Source organism: Winogradskyella thalassocola, from assembly GCF_900099995.1.
GTDB lineage: Bacteria > Bacteroidota > Bacteroidia > Flavobacteriales > Flavobacteriaceae > Winogradskyella > Winogradskyella thalassocola.
The window spans coordinates 147,990-170,381 of the sequence record NZ_FNCZ01000005.1 but is presented as its reverse complement, the minus strand read 5'-3'; the positions used below and the strand labels follow the sequence as shown (position 1 = coordinate 170,381).

General features: G+C 33.8%; 21 protein-coding genes. 15 read left to right on the top strand and 6 right to left on the bottom strand.

Annotated elements, in window-relative coordinates; all coding sequences use genetic code 11:
* Positions 1–91 precede the first annotated feature (91 nt).
* From BLT80_RS13370 to BLT80_RS20135, 5 genes are all read right to left on the bottom strand, one after another.
* The gene (locus tag BLT80_RS13370; protein WP_092468814.1) at positions 92–922 is read right to left on the bottom strand and encodes a T9SS type A sorting domain-containing protein; all 831 of its coding nucleotides are present in this window, start codon (positions 920–922) and stop codon (positions 92–94) included.
* A 145-nt stretch (positions 923–1,067) separates the two neighbouring features.
* Positions 1,068–1,829 (bottom strand): NYN domain-containing protein, encoded by a 762-nt coding sequence (locus BLT80_RS13365; protein WP_092468811.1) that lies wholly within the window; start codon positions 1,827–1,829, stop codon positions 1,068–1,070.
* A gap of 387 nt (positions 1,830–2,216) precedes the next feature.
* Positions 2,217–2,645 (bottom strand): DUF2452 domain-containing protein, encoded by a 429-nt coding sequence (locus BLT80_RS13360; RefSeq protein WP_092468809.1) that lies wholly within the window; start codon positions 2,643–2,645, stop codon positions 2,217–2,219.
* 437 nt (positions 2,646–3,082) lie between these two features.
* Complete coding sequence (locus tag BLT80_RS13350) at positions 3,083–3,697, bottom strand: fumarylacetoacetate hydrolase family protein (protein ID WP_092468803.1); 615 nt, start codon at positions 3,695–3,697, stop codon at positions 3,083–3,085.
* Positions 3,698–3,839: 142 nt separating this feature from the next.
* On the bottom strand, positions 3,840–3,977 hold the full coding sequence (locus BLT80_RS20135) for a hypothetical protein (RefSeq protein ID WP_175455614.1): 138 nt from the start codon (positions 3,975–3,977) through the stop codon (positions 3,840–3,842).
* A gap of 229 nt (positions 3,978–4,206) precedes the next feature.
* On the opposite strand from BLT80_RS20135, the gene BLT80_RS13345 reads away from it, so the two are divergent.
* The 8 genes from BLT80_RS13345 (at position 4,207) to BLT80_RS13315 (ending at position 16,447) form a co-directional block, all read left to right on the top strand.
* Positions 4,207–5,913 carry a T9SS type A sorting domain-containing protein gene (locus tag BLT80_RS13345; RefSeq protein ID WP_175455613.1) on the top strand — a complete coding sequence of 569 codons (1,707 nt, stop codon included), beginning with the start codon at positions 4,207–4,209 and terminating at the stop codon, positions 5,911–5,913.
* 152 nt (positions 5,914–6,065) lie between these two features.
* Positions 6,066–8,894, top strand: coding sequence for an excinuclease ABC subunit UvrA (gene uvrA, locus BLT80_RS13340; protein ID WP_092468799.1), 2,829 nt, complete (start codon positions 6,066–6,068; stop codon positions 8,892–8,894).
* Between the two features lie 129 nt (positions 8,895–9,023).
* Positions 9,024–9,191: a lmo0937 family membrane protein gene (locus BLT80_RS19900; RefSeq protein ID WP_139181073.1), complete on the top strand. Its 168-nt coding sequence runs from the start codon at positions 9,024–9,026 to the stop codon at positions 9,189–9,191.
* A 174-nt stretch (positions 9,192–9,365) separates the two neighbouring features.
* Positions 9,366–10,052 (top strand): LOG family protein, encoded by a 687-nt coding sequence (locus BLT80_RS13335; protein WP_092468910.1) that lies wholly within the window; start codon positions 9,366–9,368, stop codon positions 10,050–10,052.
* A gap of 28 nt (positions 10,053–10,080) precedes the next feature.
* Complete coding sequence (locus BLT80_RS13330; protein WP_092468797.1) at positions 10,081–10,347, top strand: hypothetical protein; 267 nt, start codon at positions 10,081–10,083, stop codon at positions 10,345–10,347.
* A 99-nt stretch (positions 10,348–10,446) separates the two neighbouring features.
* Positions 10,447–13,287, top strand: coding sequence for a gluzincin family metallopeptidase (locus BLT80_RS13325; RefSeq protein WP_092468795.1), 2,841 nt, complete (start codon positions 10,447–10,449; stop codon positions 13,285–13,287).
* A gap of 154 nt (positions 13,288–13,441) precedes the next feature.
* Positions 13,442–15,853 (top strand): alpha-ketoacid dehydrogenase subunit alpha/beta, encoded by a 2,412-nt coding sequence (locus BLT80_RS13320; protein ID WP_092468793.1) that lies wholly within the window; start codon positions 13,442–13,444, stop codon positions 15,851–15,853.
* Positions 15,854–15,970: 117 nt separating this feature from the next.
* Complete coding sequence (locus BLT80_RS13315; protein WP_092468791.1) at positions 15,971–16,447, top strand: hypothetical protein; 477 nt, start codon at positions 15,971–15,973, stop codon at positions 16,445–16,447.
* 167 nt (positions 16,448–16,614) lie between these two features.
* On the opposite strand, the gene BLT80_RS13310 is transcribed toward BLT80_RS13315, so the two are convergent.
* Positions 16,615–17,772, bottom strand: coding sequence for a THUMP domain-containing class I SAM-dependent RNA methyltransferase (locus BLT80_RS13310; protein ID WP_092468789.1), 1,158 nt, complete (start codon positions 17,770–17,772; stop codon positions 16,615–16,617).
* Between the two features lie 123 nt (positions 17,773–17,895).
* Between BLT80_RS13310 and BLT80_RS13305 the strand changes: the two genes are divergently transcribed.
* From BLT80_RS13305 to BLT80_RS13275, 7 genes are all read left to right on the top strand, one after another.
* Positions 17,896–18,627 (top strand): class I SAM-dependent methyltransferase, encoded by a 732-nt coding sequence (locus tag BLT80_RS13305; protein ID WP_092468787.1) that lies wholly within the window; start codon positions 17,896–17,898, stop codon positions 18,625–18,627.
* 5 nt (positions 18,628–18,632) lie between these two features.
* Positions 18,633–19,307 (top strand): ZIP family metal transporter, encoded by a 675-nt coding sequence (locus BLT80_RS13300; protein ID WP_092468785.1) that lies wholly within the window; start codon positions 18,633–18,635, stop codon positions 19,305–19,307.
* The gene (locus tag BLT80_RS13295) at positions 19,308–19,736 is read left to right on the top strand and encodes a DUF4268 domain-containing protein (RefSeq protein ID WP_092468783.1); all 429 of its coding nucleotides are present in this window, start codon (positions 19,308–19,310) and stop codon (positions 19,734–19,736) included.
* A 142-nt stretch (positions 19,737–19,878) separates the two neighbouring features.
* A complete protein-coding gene (locus BLT80_RS13290) occupies positions 19,879–20,121 on the top strand; it encodes a type II toxin-antitoxin system ParD family antitoxin (RefSeq protein WP_028284019.1) in 243 nt (80 codons plus the stop codon).
* The gene (locus BLT80_RS13285) at positions 20,118–20,420 is read left to right on the top strand and encodes a type II toxin-antitoxin system RelE/ParE family toxin (RefSeq protein WP_092468781.1); all 303 of its coding nucleotides are present in this window, start codon (positions 20,118–20,120) and stop codon (positions 20,418–20,420) included. The genes BLT80_RS13290 and BLT80_RS13285 overlap by 4 nt, the downstream gene beginning before the upstream one ends.
* Before the next feature lie 312 nt (positions 20,421–20,732).
* Complete coding sequence (locus BLT80_RS13280) at positions 20,733–21,146, top strand: hypothetical protein (protein ID WP_139181072.1); 414 nt, start codon at positions 20,733–20,735, stop codon at positions 21,144–21,146.
* A gap of 154 nt (positions 21,147–21,300) precedes the next feature.
* Positions 21,301–22,383, top strand: coding sequence for an efflux RND transporter periplasmic adaptor subunit (locus tag BLT80_RS13275; RefSeq protein ID WP_092468908.1), 1,083 nt, complete (start codon positions 21,301–21,303; stop codon positions 22,381–22,383).
* Positions 22,384–22,392 lie beyond the last annotated feature (9 nt).

Below are 22,392 nucleotides of genomic sequence, written 5' to 3'. Positions count from 1 at the left end.
TTCTAGCTTTTTGCTTTTAGATATTAGATATAAAAAAACTTAGTCTGTAATAGACTAAGTTTTTTTATTTTAAGAAAAGTGTTTAGAATTATTAGTTTTTTACAACTCTAAAACTATACTCACCTTCTTCCGAAAATAATTCTACGATATACATTCCAGAGGTAATTTCAGATATATCTAATTTCAGTTGAGACGAAGCAGTAGTTCTATTTAGTACTTCTTGCCCTAAAAGATTATATATTTTCACACCTGTTAATTCTGATTTATAATCAATATTTAAAATATCTTGTACAGGGTTAGGATAAACTCTTAAAGCACTAATTTCAAACTGATTCACACTTAAAGGCGCTAAGTTTAATGTAAAATCTAAGGCTTGTCCATAGCTTTCTTGAGTTCCTTCACCAAATGCATCAAAAATAATTCCACAAGGATCTACAATAGCTGTTGAAGGAGGATTAATTTCAGTTCCTTGATCTGTATATGTTTTTGTGATTCTTATACGTGTCTCACCTAAAACAGCATCCGTAGGTACTGAAATATCTAAAGATATAGATATACCATCGGCACCATCGGTGTTAGAAAGTAATCCAAGTTCATATACTTCACCTGCATCATCGAGAATATCATTTTGATTCCAATCTATAAAAGCTACTATATTTGCGTCAAAGTCACCATAAGTATTTCCTGTAATAGTAATTGAATACGTTTCATCTGGTGCCACGTTTACTATTGTAGCTGTTTCATCCACTAATACAGAGAAAATGTCTGAATTTGAGATACTAGTACCTGCAAAGCTCACCGTTGAAATTTCTTCTACTCCCCAAGGATTCTCTAGTTCTGGAATATCACAGTATGGACTAGGAAAAGTTTGAGCCTGTGCTCCTAATGCTAAAAAGGCAATTGCTAAAGTAATTTTTTTCATATATTATAATATTAAATGGTTAACAGGCAATTTATAATAATAAAAACGAAAACTTTTAGGTTATTGCTACTTTAACAGATGCATCGCTTACAGTTTAATTGAAATAATTGTATTAAAAATCGCTTACAACTATTTCATCTTTAGCTTATCTCTTTTTCCGTTTAGGTTGATCTTCTTTCAACTTAACATATATTAATTTTGAACGCCCTTTTGAATCTTCGCGTCGTTCTGTTTCGAACGCTGAAATTGAATTAATTAAAGGAGTTAATTTCTGAAAGCCATAATTTCTAGAATCAAAATTAGGTTGTTTCTTTTGTAGTAAGCTACCCACATCACCTAAAAATGCCCAACCATCGTCATCTGCCACGTCATCTATGGTTGTTGCTATAAAGTTAATTTCCTTTTGAGTAATGGTATCATAATCACTTTTTGGTGATGTTGGTGCTGTGCTAGATTCTAAAGGACGCTCTTCACGTTGGTTTTTAAGAATCTCTATGTAAATAAACTTATCGCAAGCCACAATAAACGGGTTTGGCGTTTTCTTTTCACCAATACCATAAACCTTCATTCCGGCTTCACGCAAACGTGTTGCTAAACGTGTAAAATCGCTATCACTAGAAACTAAACAAAAGCCATCGACTTTTTCTGAATACAGGATATCCATAGCATCGATAATCATTGCAGAATCTGTAGCATTCTTTCCTACTGTATAAGCATATTGCTGAATTGGTGTTATGGCATTTTCTAAGAGTAAATTTTTCCACTTGTTAAGATGTGGTTTGGTCCAATCTCCATAAATACGTTTAATGGTTGGGTTACCATATTTTGCAATTTCTTCCATCATCTCTTTTACGTAAGCTGATGGTATGTTATCACCATCAATTAGTACGGCTAGTTTTATGTCCATAAATTTATCGGTTGTTTTTGTAATCCTAAAGATAAGGGCTTTAAAATAAAAAACCACCTCATTGGAAGTGGTTTTATTAAACTTTAATGAAACTGTTAATTACAATTCCTTCAGCGACTATCAGCCACCAACACTCAGCGATTAACTAAAATGATAACCTAATCTGTAGAAAATCAGAAAACACGTTAAAGGCTTCTATTTTCTACTTGCTTTTTTAGCAATTTTATCTGCTTTTTTTTCTTTAGCCGATTTTGTTGGCTCTTTTTTTGAATTTTTCTTTGCGTCTTGTGATTTTGCCATGACTATATTTTTTTTAGATTTTACTTTTTAATTATTATTAAATGTAGTGAAAAGAAGAATACAAATGAATGTTTGATACTTAACATCTTATTTTTTATGAGTCCTTTCTTCTTCCTCAACCCGCTTCCAAATCAGTTCACTATTCAATAAAAAACTACCAATATGATCAAAATTACAATGCGAAGGGGCTATTATAGACAAAAACGGTTCTTCATTTTTATCGCGATATAAGTGATAGGTTTCTCCTATAATCGGTTCAAAAGTATATCGTGCATTATACACCAATGTGTTATACTCTAATTCTTTCATCATCTTTTCGTACTCAGCTTTAAGCTCTAAATACTTGGCTTTTATTTGTTTGTTAGCCTTATTAATATTCCTAGTTTTCCAAGTCGAATTATCCGTAACCTGTATCGCAGGTGCTCCAACATTTGTAGCATACGGTTTTAGATACGCATCGTAATGTTGTGTATCTTCATTAAAGACAATCTGATCTGGTTTTTTTTCTTTAGACATAGGTCATATGCTTTTTTACAAAGGTAAAATACCGTAATTTTTCATTTATAGGAATTGAATGTGTTTTTTTTTATTAAATTTATAACACTAATTAATTAACCTAGGATGAATTTCACAAAAAAAATAGGTCCCTTAAACCTCTTTATATTAACGATTTGCGTTTTGATTATAGTGGTTGCCATGTATTTGTTCTTAAGAGGAGATCAGCGTCATGCTATCTTTATTGGACTATGGGTACCAACAATTCTTGCATTCGCAATCTTTTTAAAACAAATCTTCAATGGAGGCAAATGAAATAATTTTCTCATTTTCGATATTTGTATCGGTATGTGTTGTGGTTTGGGCCGTATTAGTCATTCGTGCCTATAACAAAATAGATAGCGAGGATTAATCATACCTTCGACGCGTCACATCATTGCAGGTCTGATCGGTAGCACTTAAATCATCTTAAAATCTAAAAGCAATTCGCCTTCAATAGAAGCTTGTAAATGATCTCCCTTTACTACTAAGCCTGTGCCACTCGCTGGCGTACCTGTAAAAATAAGATCTCCCTCTTCTAAAGTCATAAAAGACGATACATAAGCAATAATTTCGGCAAAGCTATAAATCATTAAACTGGTTGTACCCACTTGTTTTTGTTCTCCATTAATTTTTAAATCGAAATTAATAGCGCTCAAATCTGAGAAGTTTGACATTGGTTTAAATTCCGAAATCGGAGATGCTCCATCAAAACCTTTAGCCAAAGCCCAAGGTCCTTTGTTTTCTCTGCTCGCCGCTAACACATCTTTAGCCGTATAATCTATTCCTATCGCAATGTCTGAGATGAAAGATACCGCATCACTTAGTGAAATATCTTTACCACGCTTTCCTATTTTTGCTACCAGCTCTACTTCATAAGCCAATTGGTTAGTGATTTTAGGGAAGTCGATATCTTTATTACCGATAACCAAACTCGAATCTGGTTTTGTAAATATAGTTTGCGCACCTGTTTTTATAGCACTAATTTCCGAAGTATCGTTGACGTAATTTTTGCCAATACCTATTATTTTCATGGTGGCTTTTTGTTTTAATTTATCTATAGTAAATGTACAAAATGTAAATTAATTCTACAGTAATATTCAGCCCCATAAAAACAACATTCGTTCTCACCTCTAATTAGTTAAAACAATATCAAAAGACTAAGAATAAACGATGCTAAAACACTTCAAAAACATAACCTAATAGCCAATAGAGTATAAAAAAAACTACAATTGTACCGATACAACCACATTTACCACCACCTATTTTTTTTGCTCCCCAAGCAGCCCCTATAATTTTCAATAATTTTTCCATAACTCTTTCTTTTTAATGTCCTCTAAATTTAAGTCCCTTTTAGATAATTATTGAACTATATCCATACAAATGTGCGCTCATTTTATCACCTACAATTTTGTGACCTGATACTATACACGAATTAAAAGGTCATAAATAGTATGCTCTAGTTAAATAAAATACTATGCTAGTCTATAAAAAAGAATTAATTTGCTAACAAATAAATTCTATGTTGTCGTTCCCTAAAATATTGTGTTTTACACTATTCGTATTACATTCCTTAACATTATTCCCGCAATCTACAGAGATCACTATTGACGGTCTTTTTGACGACTGGGATACTAGTTTAACCACCTATATAGACACTAACGAATCTATTAGTGGTATTGACCTTTTAGAACTTCAAGTAACAAATGATGAAGAATTCTTATATATAAAAATCAAAACCAATATAGAATTCGATTTAACCGACAACTTAGTTTCTCAACAATTGAGACTTTTTATAGATACAGATAACGATTTGAATACGGGTTATCAAATCCAAGAGGGCTATGGCTCGGAAGTCGGTATTATTTTCAAAGATTTATATGCCCATTATAACGTAACACCGTATTCTGAAATAGATTTTACTAGTCTAAAATTAAGAGCTGCTCCCACAGTAACTTCTAATGAATTTGAAATTGCCATTGGCAGACATCAAATACCAGATGGTATCAATCCTTTATTTACCGCTTCAACCATAAAAATCTTATTAAAAAATGATGCTAATTTTGATAAACTACCCAATGAAGGAAACACGTTTTCATATACGTTTGATGACACACCAATAACTCCTTACACCCCAATTGACATAAACAAATCTAACCCTTCGGATATTAGATTACTCGCTTACAACACTTTAAACATTGGTCTAGATGACAATAATAGAGTCGATAATTTTGAGCAGATCATTAAATCAATTGCTCCAGATGTGGCTGGATTAACGGAATGTTGGGACACTTCTGCTTCTCATGTAAAATCGCTTTTCGATGCATGGCTTCCCTTAGAAACAGCCAATGGATGGTATGCTGAAAAGCTCGGAGGACTGATTACTGTTTCGAGATGGGAAATTTCACAGCAATGGAACAGTCTTACGAGGCAATTTCCTGTTTTAATAGATTTACCAAGTTCTTACGCTACAGATTTATTGTTTACCAATGCTCATTTACATTGTTGTGCCGCTGATGATTTAAGACAAGACGAGGCAGATCAATATGCTGCTTTTATTTTAGATGCGAAGTCACCAGGAGGTATCATTACTTTAGAAGAAAACACTCCCTTTATGTATTCTGGAGATTTAAATTTAGTTGGCTATTCTCACCAATTAACCACATTAAAAACTGGAGACATACAAGATACTTTAACTTATGGAGCTGGTGCTCCTTTAGATTGGGACGATACGGATCTTAAAGAAGAAAATTGTTTACAATCAGATTTGAGAATGGCGTACACGTGGAGATCGGATGACCAAGGGTTTCCGCCGGGCAAATTAGATTATATTATTTTTTCAGACTATACACTTACTGCCGAAAAATCCTTCGTTCTTCAAACAGAAGTAATGTCCTTAGAGCGTTTAGCGCTATATAATTTAAATTCGTTTGATACCGCTAGTGCCTCAGATCATTTTCCTGTAATAACTGACTTTTCCATAAACGAAAACTTAAGTACACCCCATCATAATCTTACCGATAGCGTTATTTATCCTAATCCAACAAATGGGTCAATCACTATTGGTCTAAAGAGCTATGACAACTATCAGATACAAGTTTTAAATACTCTAGGCAACGTTTTAGTTACTAAAAACATAAATGCCAAATCAACCGAACTAAATCTTGAATCGCTACCATCTGGGTTTTATATCATTGTAATACAAAATAGCGAAGGTAATAGTGTCAGTCACAAACTGATAAAAAACTAAATAAAATCGTTGTTGTACTTCCATACAATTCCTAATATCGGATACGTTAAATCAGAGTTTTAGCAAAACCATAACTAAAGCTTACAACTATTTTAATCACAAAAACCTTACCTTTGCAACTTTGCTAAAAATACAAGAGGACAAATTAAAATATGAGCCAATTCAACGATTCCATTGAAGTAAAAGGAGCACGCGTTCACAACCTTAAAAATATCGACGTTACTATTCCTAGAGACAAATTAGTTGTTATTACTGGTTTATCTGGAAGTGGAAAATCATCGTTAGCTTTTGATACTATTTATGCCGAAGGTCAACGTCGTTATATTGAAACATTTTCGGCTTATGCGCGTCAGTTTTTAGGGAGTTTAGAGCGACCAGATGTGGATAAAATTGATGGCCTTTCTCCTGTAATTGCCATTGAGCAAAAAACAACTAGTAAATCTCCACGATCTACAGTTGGTACCATCACAGAAATATATGATTTTTTGCGTTTACTATACGCAAGAGCTGCCGATGCTTACAGTTTTAATACTGGAGAACAGATGGTCAGTTATAACGATGAGCAAATTAAAGACCTCATCTTAAAATCGTATAAAGGCAAGCGCATTAATATCTTATCGCCTGTTATACGCTCTCGTAAAGGACATTATCGCGAATTGTTTGAGCAAATTGCCAAGCAAGGTTTCGTTAAAGTGAGAACCGATGGCGACATCGTAGATATCGAAAAGGGTATGAAACTAGACCGTTACAAAACCCACGATATCGAAATTGTGATCGATAGACTTAAAATTGATGACTCCGAAAACAACGATAAACGTTTAATGGAAAGCATTAATACAGCCATGTATCATGGTGAAGATGTATTAATGGTTATTGACCAAGACACTAACGAGCCGCGTTTTTTTAGCCGGAATTTAATGTGTCCTTCTAGTGGTATTTCTTATCCCAATCCAGAACCCAATAATTTTTCATTCAACTCACCAAAAGGTGCTTGTTATAACTGTAACGGTATTGGCGAATTATATGTGGTAAACGACCGCAAATTAGTGCCAGATGAATCCTTATCTATAAAAAACGGAGCATTAGCACCACACGGCCCTCAGAAAAAAAGTTGGATTTTCAAACAGTTCGAAACCATAGCACAGCGCTATGAATTTTCGCTAAATGATGCTTGGAAAGACATTCCAGAAGAAGCCAAACATGTGATTCTTCATGGTGGAAAAGATAAATTTACCGTAGAAAGTAAACTTCTAGGTGTTACCAGAGATTATAAAATCGATTTTGAAGGTGTTGCCAATTTTATTGAAAGTCAGTACAATTCAGATTCGACTTCCTTAACACGTTGGGCAAAAGAATATATGGACAAAGTAGAGTGTCCGATTTGTGAAGGCTCACGTCTAAGAAAAGAATCGCTTTATTTTAAAGTTGATGGTAAAAGTATTGCCGATTTGGTCTCTATGGATATTGTCGAACTCAGCAAATGGCTAGAAGGTTTACTTGATCGCCTATCCGATAAGCAACAACAAATCTCAGCAGAAATTATTAAGGAAATCAGAAGCAGAGTTCAGTTTTTACTCGATGTTGGTCTTACCTACCTCAGCTTAAACCGAAGCTCTAAATCCTTATCTGGTGGAGAAGCACAGCGTATAAGATTAGCGACACAGATTGGATCGCAATTGGTTGGTGTGCTTTATATTTTAGATGAACCGAGTATTGGCTTACACCAACGCGATAATGAAAAGTTGATTAATTCTTTAATCTCATTGAGAGATGTTGGTAACTCTGTCATTGTCGTAGAGCACGATAAGGACATGATAGAACGTGCCGACCATGTCATTGATATTGGTCCATTTGCCGGAAAATATGGCGGTGAAATTATAAGTGAAGGAACACCAGCAGAATTACTAAAACAACACACCCTAACTGCTGCATACCTCAATGGTGAAAAGGAAATTGAAATCCCAAAAACAAGACGGAAAGGCAATGGTAAAAAACTAATTCTAAAAGGGTGTACTGGTAATAACCTAAAGAATGTGGATGTAGAATTTCCTTTGGGAAAAATGATAGGAGTAACTGGAGTTTCAGGAAGTGGAAAATCGACCTTAATCAACGAAACCCTTTACCCTATTCTTAACGCACATTATTTTAATGGGGTTAAAAAACCAATGCCCTATAAAAGCATAAAAGGTTTAGAGCATTTAGATAAAGTAATCGACATTAACCAATCACCAATCGGCAGAACCCCAAGAAGTAATCCTGCAACCTACACCAAAACTTTTGATGAAGTCAGAAGTCTTTTTGCAAAGATTCCTGAGGCGATGATTCGTGGATATAAACCAGGCCGTTTTAGTTTTAATGTCAAAGGTGGTCGCTGTGAAACCTGCCAAGGAGGTGGTTTGCGTGTTATTGAAATGAATTTCTTACCAGATGTTTACGTAGAATGTGAAACCTGCCAAGGCAAACGTTTTAATCGTGAAACTTTAGAAATTCGATACAAAGGAAAATCTATTAGCGACGTTTTAAATATGACGATTGAAGAAGCCGTTAGCTTCTTTGAAAACATTCCTAAGATTCACAGAAAACTCAAAACGATTAAAGACGTTGGACTAGGATACATTACCCTAGGTCAACAAAGTACTACACTATCAGGAGGAGAAGCCCAACGTATAAAATTAGCAACAGAATTAAGCAAACGCGATACAGGAAACACCTTCTATATTTTAGATGAACCAACTACAGGTTTACATTTTGAGGATATTAGAGTTTTGATGAAAGTCCTTAACAAATTAGCAGATAAAGGCAATACGGTTTTAATCATTGAACATAATCTCGATGTGATTAAAACGGTAGACTATATTATTGATATTGGCTACGAAGGAGGAAAAGGTGGCGGAAAAGTCGTTGCTAAAGGCACACCAGAAGAGATAATAAAAGATAAAAAAAGTTATACTGCTCAGTTTTTGAAAAAGGAAATGAAGTAGGTTGTTGGTCGTTGGTTGGTTATGAATAGTGACTTATTTAATACTAATGTTAACTCGATTGGTTTAAACAAAAAAAGCTATCCATTTATTTTATAACTTGGTCAATACTAACACAAAACCTTAAACATTATGAAAAGTATTCTTTGGCTCGTAGCCGTTATTTGTATCGTAGTATGGTTGCTTGGATTATTAGATATAATTCCTGGCATGAGCAGTAGTAGCCTCATCCATATCTTATTAGTTATTGCTGTGGTTGTTATCTTATATAATATTATTTCAGGTCGAAAACCATTATAAATTCTAAATAAATTGAATTCATAAGCGTATCTACATATTTTAGATACGCTTATTTTTTTTCAGGATTAAACGCAGATTTCAATCAATTTAACTTAACTTTGAAGGTCTTAAAATTAAGACAAAGCCATATTGATATATGGCTTTTATATTGTTATATTAAATTATATTGAACATATGCGAAACGAAAGTAATAGTAAACGCTGGAATGAAATAAAGACTAATGACTCATGGGCAATTTTTAAAATCATGGGTGAGTTTGTCAATGGTTATGAAAAATTAAGTAAAATAGGACCTTGTGTTTCCATTTTTGGATCTGCACGTACAAAACCTGACCATAAATTTTACAAATTAGCAGAAGACGTCGCGACTCAAATAGTAGAGCATGGCTACGGAGTTATTACAGGTGGTGGACCAGGTATTATGGAAGCTGGTAACAAAGGAGCACATATTGCCGGCGGAACATCTGTTGGTCTTAATATAGAATTGCCTTTTGAGCAACACGACAACCCTTATATCGATAGTGACAAAAGCTTAGATTTTGATTACTTCTTTGTAAGAAAAGTAATGTTTGTTAAATATTCTCAAGGTTTTGTTGTTATGCCAGGAGGTTTTGGAACCTTAGATGAACTTTTTGAAGCGATAACTTTAATACAAACACACAAAATAGAATCATTTCCTATTATTTTAGTTGGAACAGAATTTTGGGGTGGCTTGTTAGAATGGGTTAAAACCACATTGCTAGATGCAGGAAATATTAGTGAAAAAGATTTAGACCTAATCCATCTTGTTGATACTCCAGATGAAGTTATTAGTATTCTTGATGATTTTTATAAAGAGTACGATCTTAGTCCAAATTTCTAAGAAAACCTTTTTTTTTTAATTCAACGCTATGAAAAAGAAAACTTTAGGTTTTTTAATGATAATATTACTCACTTTAACCCCTATTTCTGCGCAAGAAACGGTTAAAGTGATGTTTTCTAATTTACTAAATTCCCCATTAGAAAATTCGGTTCCTAATCGTACATATGATTTGCCCTATGTTTTATCGGACTATAAACCCGATTTAGTTTTACGGTGTGAGCTCTATAATACTTTTGAAGCTTCGGTTCTTTTAAATACAACGATGATTGCTATCAACCCAAATTATGACTTCTGACACAAAACAATATATCGATGTTTCTAATTTACGAGATTGCTTATACTATTTAACAGTATCTCCCCATTACACTAACCCCTTAAATTTATAATCCTCTACTTGAACAAGCACCTTATAATAACAGTTCTTTTTATTGTTTTTGGCTACACTCTTGCGGCTCAAAATAAGATGGCTATTACTGCAGATGTTCATGTAGAAACCAAAACTATTTCAGTAGCCCAAACCATAGTTTATAAGAATGAAACGGATGCTGTTCTTAAAACAATTTACCTCAATGATTGGAACAATAGCTACTCTACAAAATCGACTCCATTAGCCAAACGTTTTGAAGAAGAGTTCAGTACTAAGTTCCATCTCGCAAAAAACGAGGAACGTGGTTTTACTGTGGTGACGTCGATTAAAAATGAGATAGAAACTTTTTTAGAATTTGAACGCCTAAAAGCACATCCTGATGTGATTAAAGTCGATTTAGAAAACCCTTTACAACCAGGCACTTCTTACACGTTACACCTCACCTATCAGCTATTAATTCCTGATGCTAGTTTTACAGGTTATGGTGTTTCTAAAACGAATGATTTCGACTTAAAATATTGGTATATTACTCCAGCGGTTTATGACGGAGAGTGGCATTATTATAGCAACAAAAATTTAGATGATTTATTTATTCCGAAATCAAATATAACCCTGAGTATTACACATCCAAGAAACTATAAAATAACGTCTGAGCTCAATTTCAACGCTACTACGGTTAATAATGAAAAGAACACGCAAACCACTATTTTAAGTGGAAATGACCGAACGGATACCTATTTATCTCTTTATAAATTTCCATTATACAATTTTGTACAGACCGATGACTTCATTATAATTTCAGATATAAAAGAAAAAGGACTTCCAGGTGCTGCAAAAGCATTAATTACGGACAAGATTACACGGTATCTAACAAAAAATCTCGGGACGTATCCGCACAAACAATTATTGGTAACGTCGATTGATTACCAAAAAGACCCGCTCTATGGACTTAATCAATTACCTTCTTTTTTTCGCCCATTCCAAGACGATTTTCAGTACGAATTAAAACTTCTTAAAACCGCATTAAAAAAGTACCTCGATAACACACTATTGCTTAACCCAAGAAAAGAACATTGGTTAAGTGAAGGGCTGCAAGTATATTATCTAATTAAATATGTTGAAGAAAATTATCCCGACACTAAACTTATAGGTACCCTAGCAGATGTATGGGGTATCAGATCTTTTCATGCTGCTGATTTAGACTTTAATTTTCAGTACTATCTGTATTACATGGAAATTGCTCGAAAAAACAGAGACCAACCTTTAACCACTTCAAAAGACTCCTTAACCAAATTCAATACCAATATCGCTGGTAAATACAAGGCCGGTATTGGGCTTAACTATTTAGACCAGTTTACGGACGACATCAGTTTGACAGATTATATTACAGAGTTTTTGCAAACCAATCAATTAAAATCTGTTTCCCTAGCCGATTTTGAAACGTTTATCAGTTCTAAAACATCTAAAGATATTCGCTGGTTTTTTACAGATTATTTAAATACTCGAAAAAAGATAGATTTTAAAATATCGACGATTGAAACCATAGGAGATTCCACAAAACTCACCATTAAGAATAAGCGAGATAACACAATGCCTATTCCACTTTTTAAATTAAAAAATGATTCGGTTATTGGCAAATTATGGGTAGAAAATATACAAGGCACTAAAACGATAACATTGCCAAAAGATAGCACCGAGAATTTTGTTTTAGATTATAATAATGTAATACCAGAATACAATCAACGCGATAATTATAAAGCTGTAGAAGGTTCTTTTTTAAACAACAAACCATTTCAATTAAGGTTATTTAAAGATTTTGAAGACCCTAATTACAATCAGGTGTTTTTTATGCCTTTGGTTGAGTTTAATAATATATATGACGGTTTAACATTGGGCACAAAAGTGTATAATAAAACGGTTTTAAGAAAGCGATTAAATTATCGATTTTCTCCCCAATATGCTACAAAGTCGAGAGCCCTTACAGGTTCTACTTCTATATTTTACACACATAATATCGAAGACAAAAATCTTTTTGATATCACTTATGGCTTTACCGCAGGTTATCAATCCTTTGCTACCGATGCCTTTTTCACTAGAATTAGACCTTCACTTACTTTTAGCTTTAGAAATGATTCCCATTTTAGATCCCCTCAAATGGATCAAATAATGGCGAGATATGTTAGCATTTCTCGAGAACTTGGTGAAGATGCCACAGTCCTGTTAGACGAACCAGATTATGGTGTCTTTAATTTAAGGTATACCCATTTCAATCCTGGAATTATTAACTATTCAAAATTTTATACCGACATTCAGGTTGCAGATAAATTCAGTAAAATTTCATTTAATTATGAATTTAGAAAACTGACTCAAAGCAACCAAAATATCAATTTTAGGTTTTTTGCTGGTGTATTCTTAGACAACAATTCGGACCCCAATTCTAATTATTTTAGTTTCGCGTTAGACCGACCAACAGATTACTTATTTGATCTCAACTATTTGGGACGCTCCGAAGCCTCGGGGATTTTTAGTCAACAAATTATTTTGGCAGAAGGTGGTTTTAAATCTAAGTTAGCCACGCCGTTTGCAAATCAATGGATGACTACTGCTAATTTTAGCACATCCATTTGGAGGTACATTCAAGCTTACACTGATATTGGATTGGTAAAAAACAAGTTTATTAACCCCAAATTTGTATACGATTCGGGTATACGACTAAACCTTGTTGAAGATTACTTTGAAATCTATTTCCCTATTTATTCTAATCTTGGCTGGGAAGTTGGACAACCCAACTACGATCAACGCATACGTGTTATGTTTACGGTAGACCCACAAGTCTTACTCGGTCTATTTAGACGGAAATGGTATTAGCAAATTCTTATTGAAAAGTTAAAATTATAGAATTATTTGAAGTATTATCAGTAAATCTTTAATTTAACTAAGAATACCACAACATTATAACACGGCTTACCCTTGCATTAAATCTTAATTTTTTGTACTTTCGCAAGACCTAAAAAGTGCCTTTATGAAGACGATTCCTAACACAAAAACAGAGATTACATTTGAAGATTTTAAAACAGAAGTTTTAAACGATTACAAACTAGCTGTAACTAGTCGTGAATGTAGTTTACTTGGTCGTAGGGAAGTTTTAACCGGAAAGGCTAAGTTTGGTATTTTTGGTGACGGAAAAGAAATTCCGCAAATCGCCTGGGCAAAAGCGTTTCGGAATGGTGATTTTAGATCTGGTTATTATAGAGATCAAACCTTTATGATGGCTATTGGAGAACTCACTATTGAGCAATTTTTTGCTGGTTTATATGCCAATACAGATATCAGCAATGAACCTATGTCCGCTGGTCGCCAAATGGGAGGCCACTTTGCTACGCACAGTTTAGATGAAAATGGCCAATGGAAAAACCTGACGGAACAAAAAAATTCTAGTGCAGATATTTCACCAACGGCAGGACAAATGCCTAGACTTTTAGGTTTAGCACAGGCCTCTAAAATATATAGAGAAGTTGACGGCATTGACACTACAAAATTTTCTAAAGAAGGTAATGAAATTGCTTGGGGAACTATTGGTAATGCGAGTACAAGTGAAGGTTTATTTTTTGAAACCATAAATGCGGCTGGTGTATTACAAGTACCAATGGTTATTAGTATTTGGGATGACAATTACGGAATTTCAGTACACGCTAGACACCAAACAACGAAAGAAAATATTTCAGAAATATTAAAAGGTTTTCAACGTAACGAAGACCAAAAAGGTTACGAAATTTTTAGAGTAAACGGTTGGAATTATCCTGAATTAATGGATACCTACCAACGTGCTGCTAAAATTTCGAGAAATGAACATGTTCCTGTAATGATTCATGTTCAAGAATTAACTCAACCACAAGGGCATTCTACGTCTGGGTCTCATGAACGTTATAAAAATAAAGAGCGTTTAAAATGGGAAGCAGAATACGATTGTAATGTACAAATGCGCCTTTGGATTATAGAGAATAACATTGCTACAGACGAAGAATTAACAGCAATAGAACGCACTATTAAAAAAGACGTTAGAGAAGGTAAAAAAGCAGCTTGGGCAGCTTGTATAAATCCTATAATAGCTGAGCGTAAAGAAGCACTTAGTTTGTTAGAGCTTTTAGCAGCATCAAGCCCTAATGGTGTTTTTATTACGAAGCTAAAGAACGAATTAGAAGGTTTTGACGAACCGCTACGTCGCAATATACTTACGGCGACTAGAAAAGCATTACGTTATGTGGTTTCTGAATCGTCTTCAGAAAAAACGGCTCTTCAAAATTGGATTACAAATTATATTAATACCATTCAACCTAAATACAGTTCGCATTTACATAGCGAATCACAGCAAAGTGCTTTAAACCAAACAGAGCTTCTTCCAACTTACGATGCTAACGCAGAAGAGGTTGATGGACGTGTTGTTTTAAGAGAAAATTTCGATGCTATATTTAGCAACTATCCGGAAGCTTTAATTTTTGGAGAAGATGCTGGTTATATCGGAGATGTTAATCAAGGTTTAGAGGGTCTTCAAGAAAAACATGGAGAGCTCAGAGTTTCAGATACGGGGATTAGAGAAGCAACGATTATAGGCCAAGGTATTGGAATGGCGATGCGTGGTTTAAGACCTATTGCAGAAATTCAGTATTTGGATTACATTATGTATGCACTTCAAATAATGAGCGATGATCTAGCAACGGTTCAATACAGAACAAAAGGTCGCCAAAAAGCACCTTTAATTGTAAGAACTCGTGGTCATAGATTAGAAGGAATTTGGCATTCTGGATCGCAAATGGGAGGTGTACTGAATTTAATTAGAGGTATACATGTCTTAGTGCCAAGAAACATGACTAAAGCTGCTGGTTTTTATAATACGTTATTAGATAGTGACGAACCTGCTTTAGTGGTGGAATGCTTAAACGGTTACAGATTAAAAGAAAAATTACCGAATAATATCGGTAAGTTTAAAACTCCGCTTGGAGTTGTAGAAACAATTAGAGAAGGTGAGGATATTACATTAGTATCTTATGGCTCAACATTGCGTTTAGTAGAAAAAGCGGCAAAAGAATTGCAAGTGGTTGGTATTGATGCGGAAATCGTTGATGTACAATCATTGTTGCCTTTTGATTTAAATCATGATATCGTAAAAAGTATTGCCAAAACCAACCGTGTGATGGTAATTGATGAAGATGTTAAAGGAGGAGCTTCTGCTTATATTCTTAATGAAATTTTAAATACACAAAATGCATTTCAGTATTTAGATAGCACTCCAAAAACCTTAGCTGCAAAACCACACAGACCAGCCTATGGTACTGATGGTGATTATTTCTCAAAGCCTTCTGCAGAAGATATTTTTGAAGCGATATACGACGTCATGCATGAGTTGAGTCCTGCAGATTATCCGAAATTGAGATAGATCTAAATTTTAGTTTGAAAATTATAATAAAGCAGTTAATTATAAAATATAATTAGCTGCTTTTAGTTTTAGAAAACGTTTTATTTATAACTAAACGAAAAACCTTAAATTTAGAGCATGAAGATTGAATCTATCGTTACCATAAAAAAAGAATTAAAACATCTCTCACAAGAAGAGTTGTTAGAATTGTGCTTACGTTTAGGGAAATTTAAAAAAGAGAACAAAGCACTACTCACCTATTTGTTATTCGAATCTCATGATGAGGATGGTTATATCGCCAGTGTAAAAGCAAGTTTAGATAATTTGTTTGAAGGCATCAATACCGATAGCTATTTCTATATGAAGAAAACAATACGGAAGATTCTCAGAGAGATCCGTGTGTATAGTCGCTATTCTTTGAAGAAAACGACAGAAGTGGAACTCCTACTCTATTTCTGTGAACAGATGAATGATCTAAAACCTTCTATTCATAGAAATGTTACGCTGAGTAACTTATATGAACGTCAAGTGCTATCTGTGAAGAAAAAAATTAAAGTGTTGCACGAAGACTTACAATATGATTATAATTTGCAGCTGGAAAACCTAGAGCGGTAAGTCGTTCTCGCAAAGGCACAAAGATGAAAATTTGAGTACTAAATAATTACGGTGACTAAAAACTAAAAAACCTTTCACAGAGACTCATCAAGAATAACTAATGAATTACCAAAACTACAACAGAAAACTGGTTACTGAACACTGCCAACTGAACACTGAACACTAACCTACTGCTTATGAGTCTTCTTACTACCTTCATACATTTCGTACTTCACCAAACGTGCTTCAAGCTTTGCATTAAAGACTTTTATTTTTCGTGAAGGTCTTAAACCTACAGATTTTAAAGCTTCCAAATTAGAGGTAATTAACCACGCATTGGTATTAGGGTATCCATGTTTTAGGGTCGTTCCTATATTACCATAAAATTCTTCCACATTTAAATTTTCTAAACGCTCACCATAAGGAGGATTAAAAACCATGTGTAGTTTTTCGCTACCCGATTTTTGAGTTTTGAAGAAATCTTCATGCTGAATATGCACAAACTCATCTAAATGCGCATTCTTTATATTCTCTTTGGCTTTAACAATTGCTGAAGGCGATTTGTCGTAACCAATTATTTTATGATGAAAATCGCGGGTTTTCTTTAAGAGTGAATCTTCAATCGTTTCAAACAATTCGACATCCCAATCTTCCCAACGTTCAAAACCAAATTCCTTTCGCATTAAGTTGGGTGGAATATTACAAGCAATCATAGCCGCTTCTGCCAACATAGTTCCACTACCACACATCGGATCCATAAAATCTGATTGACCATCCCAACCACTCATCATAATTAATCCTGCGGCTAAAACTTCATTTATAGGCGCAATGTTTGTAGCCGTTTTATAGCCACGTCTGTGCAATGATTCTCCAGAAGTATCCAACGAAATGGTACAAAGTTGACGATCTATATGCACATTTATTTTTAAATCTGGAAAACGCAAATCTACATCCGGACGTGTACCATCAATATCTCTAAAGCGATCTACAATCGCATCTTTAGTTTTTAAAGCTGTGTATAGCGAATGGGTAAACACGCTATTATGTACTGTAGCATCAACAGCCAAAGACCCTGTAGATTTTAGGTACTCTTCCCACTTCATCTTCTTTACATTTTTGTAAAGATCCTCTTCTTTGTTCACTCTAAAAGAATGAATCGGTTTAAGTATTTTTATAGCCGTTCTAAGTCCAAGATTGGCTTTATACATAAAGCCTTTATCACCTTCAAAACTCACATTCCGTATCCCTTTTACCACTTTCATGGCACCAAGTTGTGTAAGTTCTTTTGCTAATATATCTTCGAAGCCAAATAGTGTTTTGGCTAACATCTTGTAATTATCTTCCATAAGTTCCGTCAAATAGAATGCAAAAATACAGTATTTTTGCAGCATGACATCCTAAAATTGTAATAGGACGCGTCATTACGAAATTTTAACTTAAGTGACTCCTACTTTTATTAGGAGATAAATATGACTAAACCAGTAAAACAATGGTACGCATCGTGGTTTGATACACCTTACTACCATATCTTATATAAAGACAGAAACTACACTGAAGCTCAGGATTTCATGGATAACCTAACCAATTATCTTAACATCCCAGAACAAGGTAAAATTCTAGATTTAGCATGTGGAAAAGGAAGACATTCAGTCTACCTAAATTCTTTAGGCTATAATGTTACAGGAGCCGATTTATCAGAACAAAGTATTGCTTATGCTGAGCAATTTGAAAATGAATCACTGAAGTTTAAGGTTCACGATATGAGTAAACCTTATCCTGATACTTTTGATGCTGTTTTTAATCTTTTTACAAGTTTTGGTTATTTTGAAGACGAAAAATGTAATCTTGAAACTATAAAATCTATTCAAGCGGAATTAAATGAATTTGGATTTGGTGTTATTGATTTTATGAACACCAATTACGTTATTGAAAATTTAATTGACGAGGATGTAAAAACGGTTGAAGGTATTGATTTTTATCAAAAACGATCGGTTAAGGATGGCTACATCATAAAAGATATTAGTTTTGAAGCTGACGGTGAACTTTTTGAATTTCAGGAACGTGTCAAAGCTTTTACACTAAACGATTTTGAAGCGCTTTTTGAAAAAGCCGGAGTACATTTGTTGGATGTTTTTGGAGATTATAAATTACACAAATATCATACTCAGACATCTGAACGTATGATTATGATTTTTAAGTAAACTGCATGAATAGCTATTTATTACCATTACTTGCCGTTATCATCGGTGTTGCTATTGCTTTAGTAACTAAAAAACAAAAGTCAATATATACCAAATTGCTTTTATCTTTTAGTGGTGCATTTTTATTGGCACTGACACTCTTTGATTTGTTACCAGAAGTCTATCATCACATTGATGCCAAGCTCACTGGTTTGTATATAATGTGTGGTATTTTACTTCAAATCATTTTAGAATTCTTTTCTAAAGGAGCTGAACATGGCCATGTACATATCCATGAGGACGATAACGAATTTCCTTGGTTACTTTTTATCAGTTTATGTATTCATAGTTTTTTAGAAGGCTTTCCAATTCACCAGCATAATGATATGGTTTATGGTGTATTAATTCATAAAATTCCTATCGCCATTTTAATAACCGCCTTTTTATTAAAATCTACTTATAGTAAATTACAGATCATAAGTTTCTTGGTTGTATTCGCCGCTATGACACCATTAGGTACGTTTATTTCTAATCACTCTAGCTTTATGGCAACTTATGTAGATGTCATTAATGCGATCGTGATAGGTATCTTTTTGCATATTTCTACCACGATTTTATTTGAATCTGGAGAAGGGCATAAATTTAATTTATCTAAGTTGATTGCGATCTGTTTAGGAATATTAATTGCTTATTTCATCTAAATGTTTTCAAAAGAAGAATCAAGATTATTAAGACAAGAATTCTGGACCAGTTTCGGTAAATCATTTCCAAGAAAATGGGTTTTATATGATACCAAAATTAAAGGGTTTTCTTTTAAATTTCATTTTGATAACAAGTCGGCATTAATTGCATTAGATCTTGAAGATGATTTAGAAAACCGAATTAACTGCTGGGAAAAACTTGTGGCTTTAAAAGGTATTCTGAAAAACGACTACTTACCCGAAGTTATATACAATGAAGAATACTTTTTAGAGAACGGCAAAGAAATTTCGCGCATCTACTTGCCCTTAGAACAAAAGGTATCAATCCATAACAAAAACACATGGAGAGTTGTTATGGAATTCTTTAATGAAAATATGAGTTTATTTGAAGCTTTTTTTGAAGAATATAGGGATATGATTAAGACATAAGAATTCTTATCACTTGATATAAAAGATATCTTATCCCGAAAACAATGAGGGATATTGTTTATATTTATTGTTATATAACTTGTTGTGTGCAATTTGGCTACGTTACCAAGATTTGGTATATTTGAGTAAATTTATAGTCGAAATGGGAAAAAACACATCAATATCACTCGGAAATCATTTTGAGGATTTTATCAGAGAAGAAGTAAACTCTGGAAGATATGGTTCGGTTAGCGAAGTAATTCGTTCCGCATTACGTTTGTTAGAACGTGAAGAAAAAAAGGAAAGAGAACTGATTAAAGCTCTCGAAGTTGGAGAAAATAGCGGGTTTGTTGAAAATTTTGACCCAAAACAACATCTGAAAGAATTACATCGTAAACACTTATGAGTAAACATAAATATCGCATAAGCCAACAAGCGATTGAGGATTTAGACAAAATTTGGATTTATACGCTTAACAAATGGTCTAAAGAACAAGCAGACAGATATTACGATTTAATAATAGCTGAAATTGAATTTATTGCGGACAACTATCTGATTGGAAAATCCGCTGAACAAACTCGAAAAAATTATCGGGTGACTAAAACAAAATCTCATCTGATTTTTTACAGAAAAGTCGAAAATGAAATTGTGGAAATCATTAGAGTCTTGCATCAAAGAATGGACATTAAAAAACGACTGAAATAAAAAACTGCACACAACAAAGTACTGTGCTAAAAAACAAGTAAAATCCCATTAATTTTTCACTAAAATACTTTTATAGTTTCCATCATATATTAATCCTGATTTAGCTATTGCAAAGACCTGTTTTAGTAGTTTATGACGCACAAGATTGTATTTCATCAATTTAGCTTTCAAAAAAGTTGCTTGCACTTGAGTAAATTCTTTAAGAAACATTACACGTTATTCTCTTTAAGAAATATTTATCATAGCAATATTAAAATTAAAACTATCGCTTTTTGGAAATTCAAATCTTATGATATAGTTTTGAGCCCTGAAATGAAAAAGACTTTCAAGACATATTTATCTTTAGTTGTAGTTTTATTACTCAGCACATTTGCTAATTTACACGCCAATGACGCTTTTAATAACACTACGAATACTTTAGCTGTTGAGCATTGTAATGCAACTCATAACTATGCAAAACAAGCAACTAATGCTACTTTTATTCCATATCATAAGGATAGCGATGATAGAAAAAATGTTGAAATCGTTGAAAGTAATAATGTAGAAGACGAAGAAGCCTCTACTAAAAAACAGTTTTATAAAAACTATCTCGAAACAGCATTTATTAATGCTTTGTTATTTGAGCAGTCTTCTAAACAGCTTCAAAAAAGTATATATCGTCCACAAAGTGACATCAATGAACCTGGTCTTAGGCTTCATGTACAATTCCAAGTTTTTATAATTTGATAGCCTTAAAACAGACTAACAAGAACTACAAGTCTGTTTCTTATTTAAAGGTTTAGAGTTTCGACCAAAACTCTAAAGAATGGCACTCCCAATTCCCAATGGGTTTGATCAATTTATTATATCATTTTATAAAATAATTTTACAAGTGAACATCATTAAGAAAATAAGCATTTTCGCAGGCCTATGTATGTGTATAACTCTGGCGAGCTGTGAAGAACACAAAGAAGAAAAACACGAAGAATCAACATTTCTCGTAACTAACCCCATAAAAAAAGATACCACAATTGCGAAGGATTATGTGAGTCAAATTCACTCAATTAGACACATTGAACTCCGTGCTTTAGAGAAAGGTTATTTAAAAAATATTTCTGTAGATGAAGGGCAACACGTTAAGAAAGGCCAACAGTTATTTCAGATTATGCCTAATATCTATCAAGCCGAACTCAATAAGGCTAAAGCCGAATCTAAAGTGGCAGAAATAGAACTCGCAAATACCCAATTACTAGCCGATGGTAATGTGGTGTCACCTAATGAATTGGCCATGGCACAAGCAAACTTAGAAAAAGCAAATGCCGAAGTGTCTTTAGCACAAACCCATCTAGGTTTTACCAGTATCAAAGCTCCTTTTAATGGGATAATTAACCATTTGGAAGCCAGAGAAGGCAGTCTTTTAGACGAAGGAGAGCTCTTAACAACACTATCAGACAACAGTCAGATGTGGGTGTATTTTAATGTTCCAGAAGCTGAATACCTCGATTATATTACAAGTGAAGCTAAACGAAATAACACGAACGTTGAACTTTTAATGGCTAATAACAAACGTTTTAACCAAAAAGGTGTTGTAGAAACCATTGAAGGAGAATTTGACAGCGAAACAGGAAATATTGCCTTTAGAGCCACATTCCCTAATCCTGATGGTATTTTAAGACATGGTGAAACTGGTAGTGTTTTAATGACGGTGCCTTTTAAAGATGTCATTCTAGTGCCACAAAAAGCTACTTTTGAAATCTTAGATAAAACCTATGTTTTTGTTGTTGACAACAATAATATTGTGCACCAAAGGGAAATCTCGATTGGAGCAGAATTACCACACCTATTTATTGTAGATAAAGGCGTATCTGAAACCGAAACTATACTACTCGAAGGTATTAAAATGGTAAGAGATCAAGAGGAAATTCACACAAAAACTGTAGATCCTGCTACTGTATTATCTAATCTAGAGCTTTACGCAGAGTAATTCTAACTA

Excerpts from the sequence above, each read along its gene's own strand:
- BLT80_RS13320 (WP_092468793.1), top strand. The coding sequence starts at position 13,442 with ATGAAGACGATTCCTAACACAAAAACAGAGATTACATTTGAAGATTTT.
- BLT80_RS13335 (WP_092468910.1), top strand. The coding sequence starts at position 9,366 with ATGCGAAACGAAAGTAATAGTAAACGCTGGAATGAAATAAAGACTAAT.
- BLT80_RS13365 (WP_092468811.1), bottom strand. The coding sequence starts at position 1,829 with ATGGACATAAAACTAGCCGTACTAATTGATGGTGATAACATACCATCA.
- BLT80_RS13285 (WP_092468781.1), top strand. The coding sequence starts at position 20,118 with ATGAGTAAACATAAATATCGCATAAGCCAACAAGCGATTGAGGATTTA.
- BLT80_RS19900 (WP_139181073.1), top strand. The coding sequence starts at position 9,024 with ATGAAAAGTATTCTTTGGCTCGTAGCCGTTATTTGTATCGTAGTATGG.
- BLT80_RS13330 (WP_092468797.1), top strand. The coding sequence starts at position 10,081 with ATGAAAAAGAAAACTTTAGGTTTTTTAATGATAATATTACTCACTTTA.
- BLT80_RS13360 (WP_092468809.1), bottom strand. The coding sequence starts at position 2,645 with ATGTCTAAAGAAAAAAAACCAGATCAGATTGTCTTTAATGAAGATACA.
- BLT80_RS13295 (WP_092468783.1), top strand. The coding sequence starts at position 19,308 with ATGTTTTCAAAAGAAGAATCAAGATTATTAAGACAAGAATTCTGGACC.
- BLT80_RS13370 (WP_092468814.1), bottom strand. The coding sequence starts at position 922 with ATGAAAAAAATTACTTTAGCAATTGCCTTTTTAGCATTAGGAGCACAG.
- BLT80_RS13300 (WP_092468785.1), top strand. The coding sequence starts at position 18,633 with ATGAATAGCTATTTATTACCATTACTTGCCGTTATCATCGGTGTTGCT.
- BLT80_RS13310 (WP_092468789.1), bottom strand. The coding sequence starts at position 17,772 with ATGGAAGATAATTACAAGATGTTAGCCAAAACACTATTTGGCTTCGAA.
- BLT80_RS13350 (WP_092468803.1), bottom strand. The coding sequence starts at position 3,697 with ATGAAAATAATAGGTATTGGCAAAAATTACGTCAACGATACTTCGGAA.
- BLT80_RS13290 (WP_028284019.1), top strand. The coding sequence starts at position 19,879 with ATGGGAAAAAACACATCAATATCACTCGGAAATCATTTTGAGGATTTT.
- uvrA (WP_092468799.1), top strand. The coding sequence starts at position 6,066 with ATGAGCCAATTCAACGATTCCATTGAAGTAAAAGGAGCACGCGTTCAC.
- BLT80_RS13315 (WP_092468791.1), top strand. The coding sequence starts at position 15,971 with ATGAAGATTGAATCTATCGTTACCATAAAAAAAGAATTAAAACATCTC.
- BLT80_RS13280 (WP_139181072.1), top strand. The coding sequence starts at position 20,733 with ATGAAAAAGACTTTCAAGACATATTTATCTTTAGTTGTAGTTTTATTA.
- BLT80_RS20135 (WP_175455614.1), bottom strand. The coding sequence starts at position 3,977 with ATGGAAAAATTATTGAAAATTATAGGGGCTGCTTGGGGAGCAAAAAAA.
- BLT80_RS13305 (WP_092468787.1), top strand. The coding sequence starts at position 17,896 with ATGACTAAACCAGTAAAACAATGGTACGCATCGTGGTTTGATACACCT.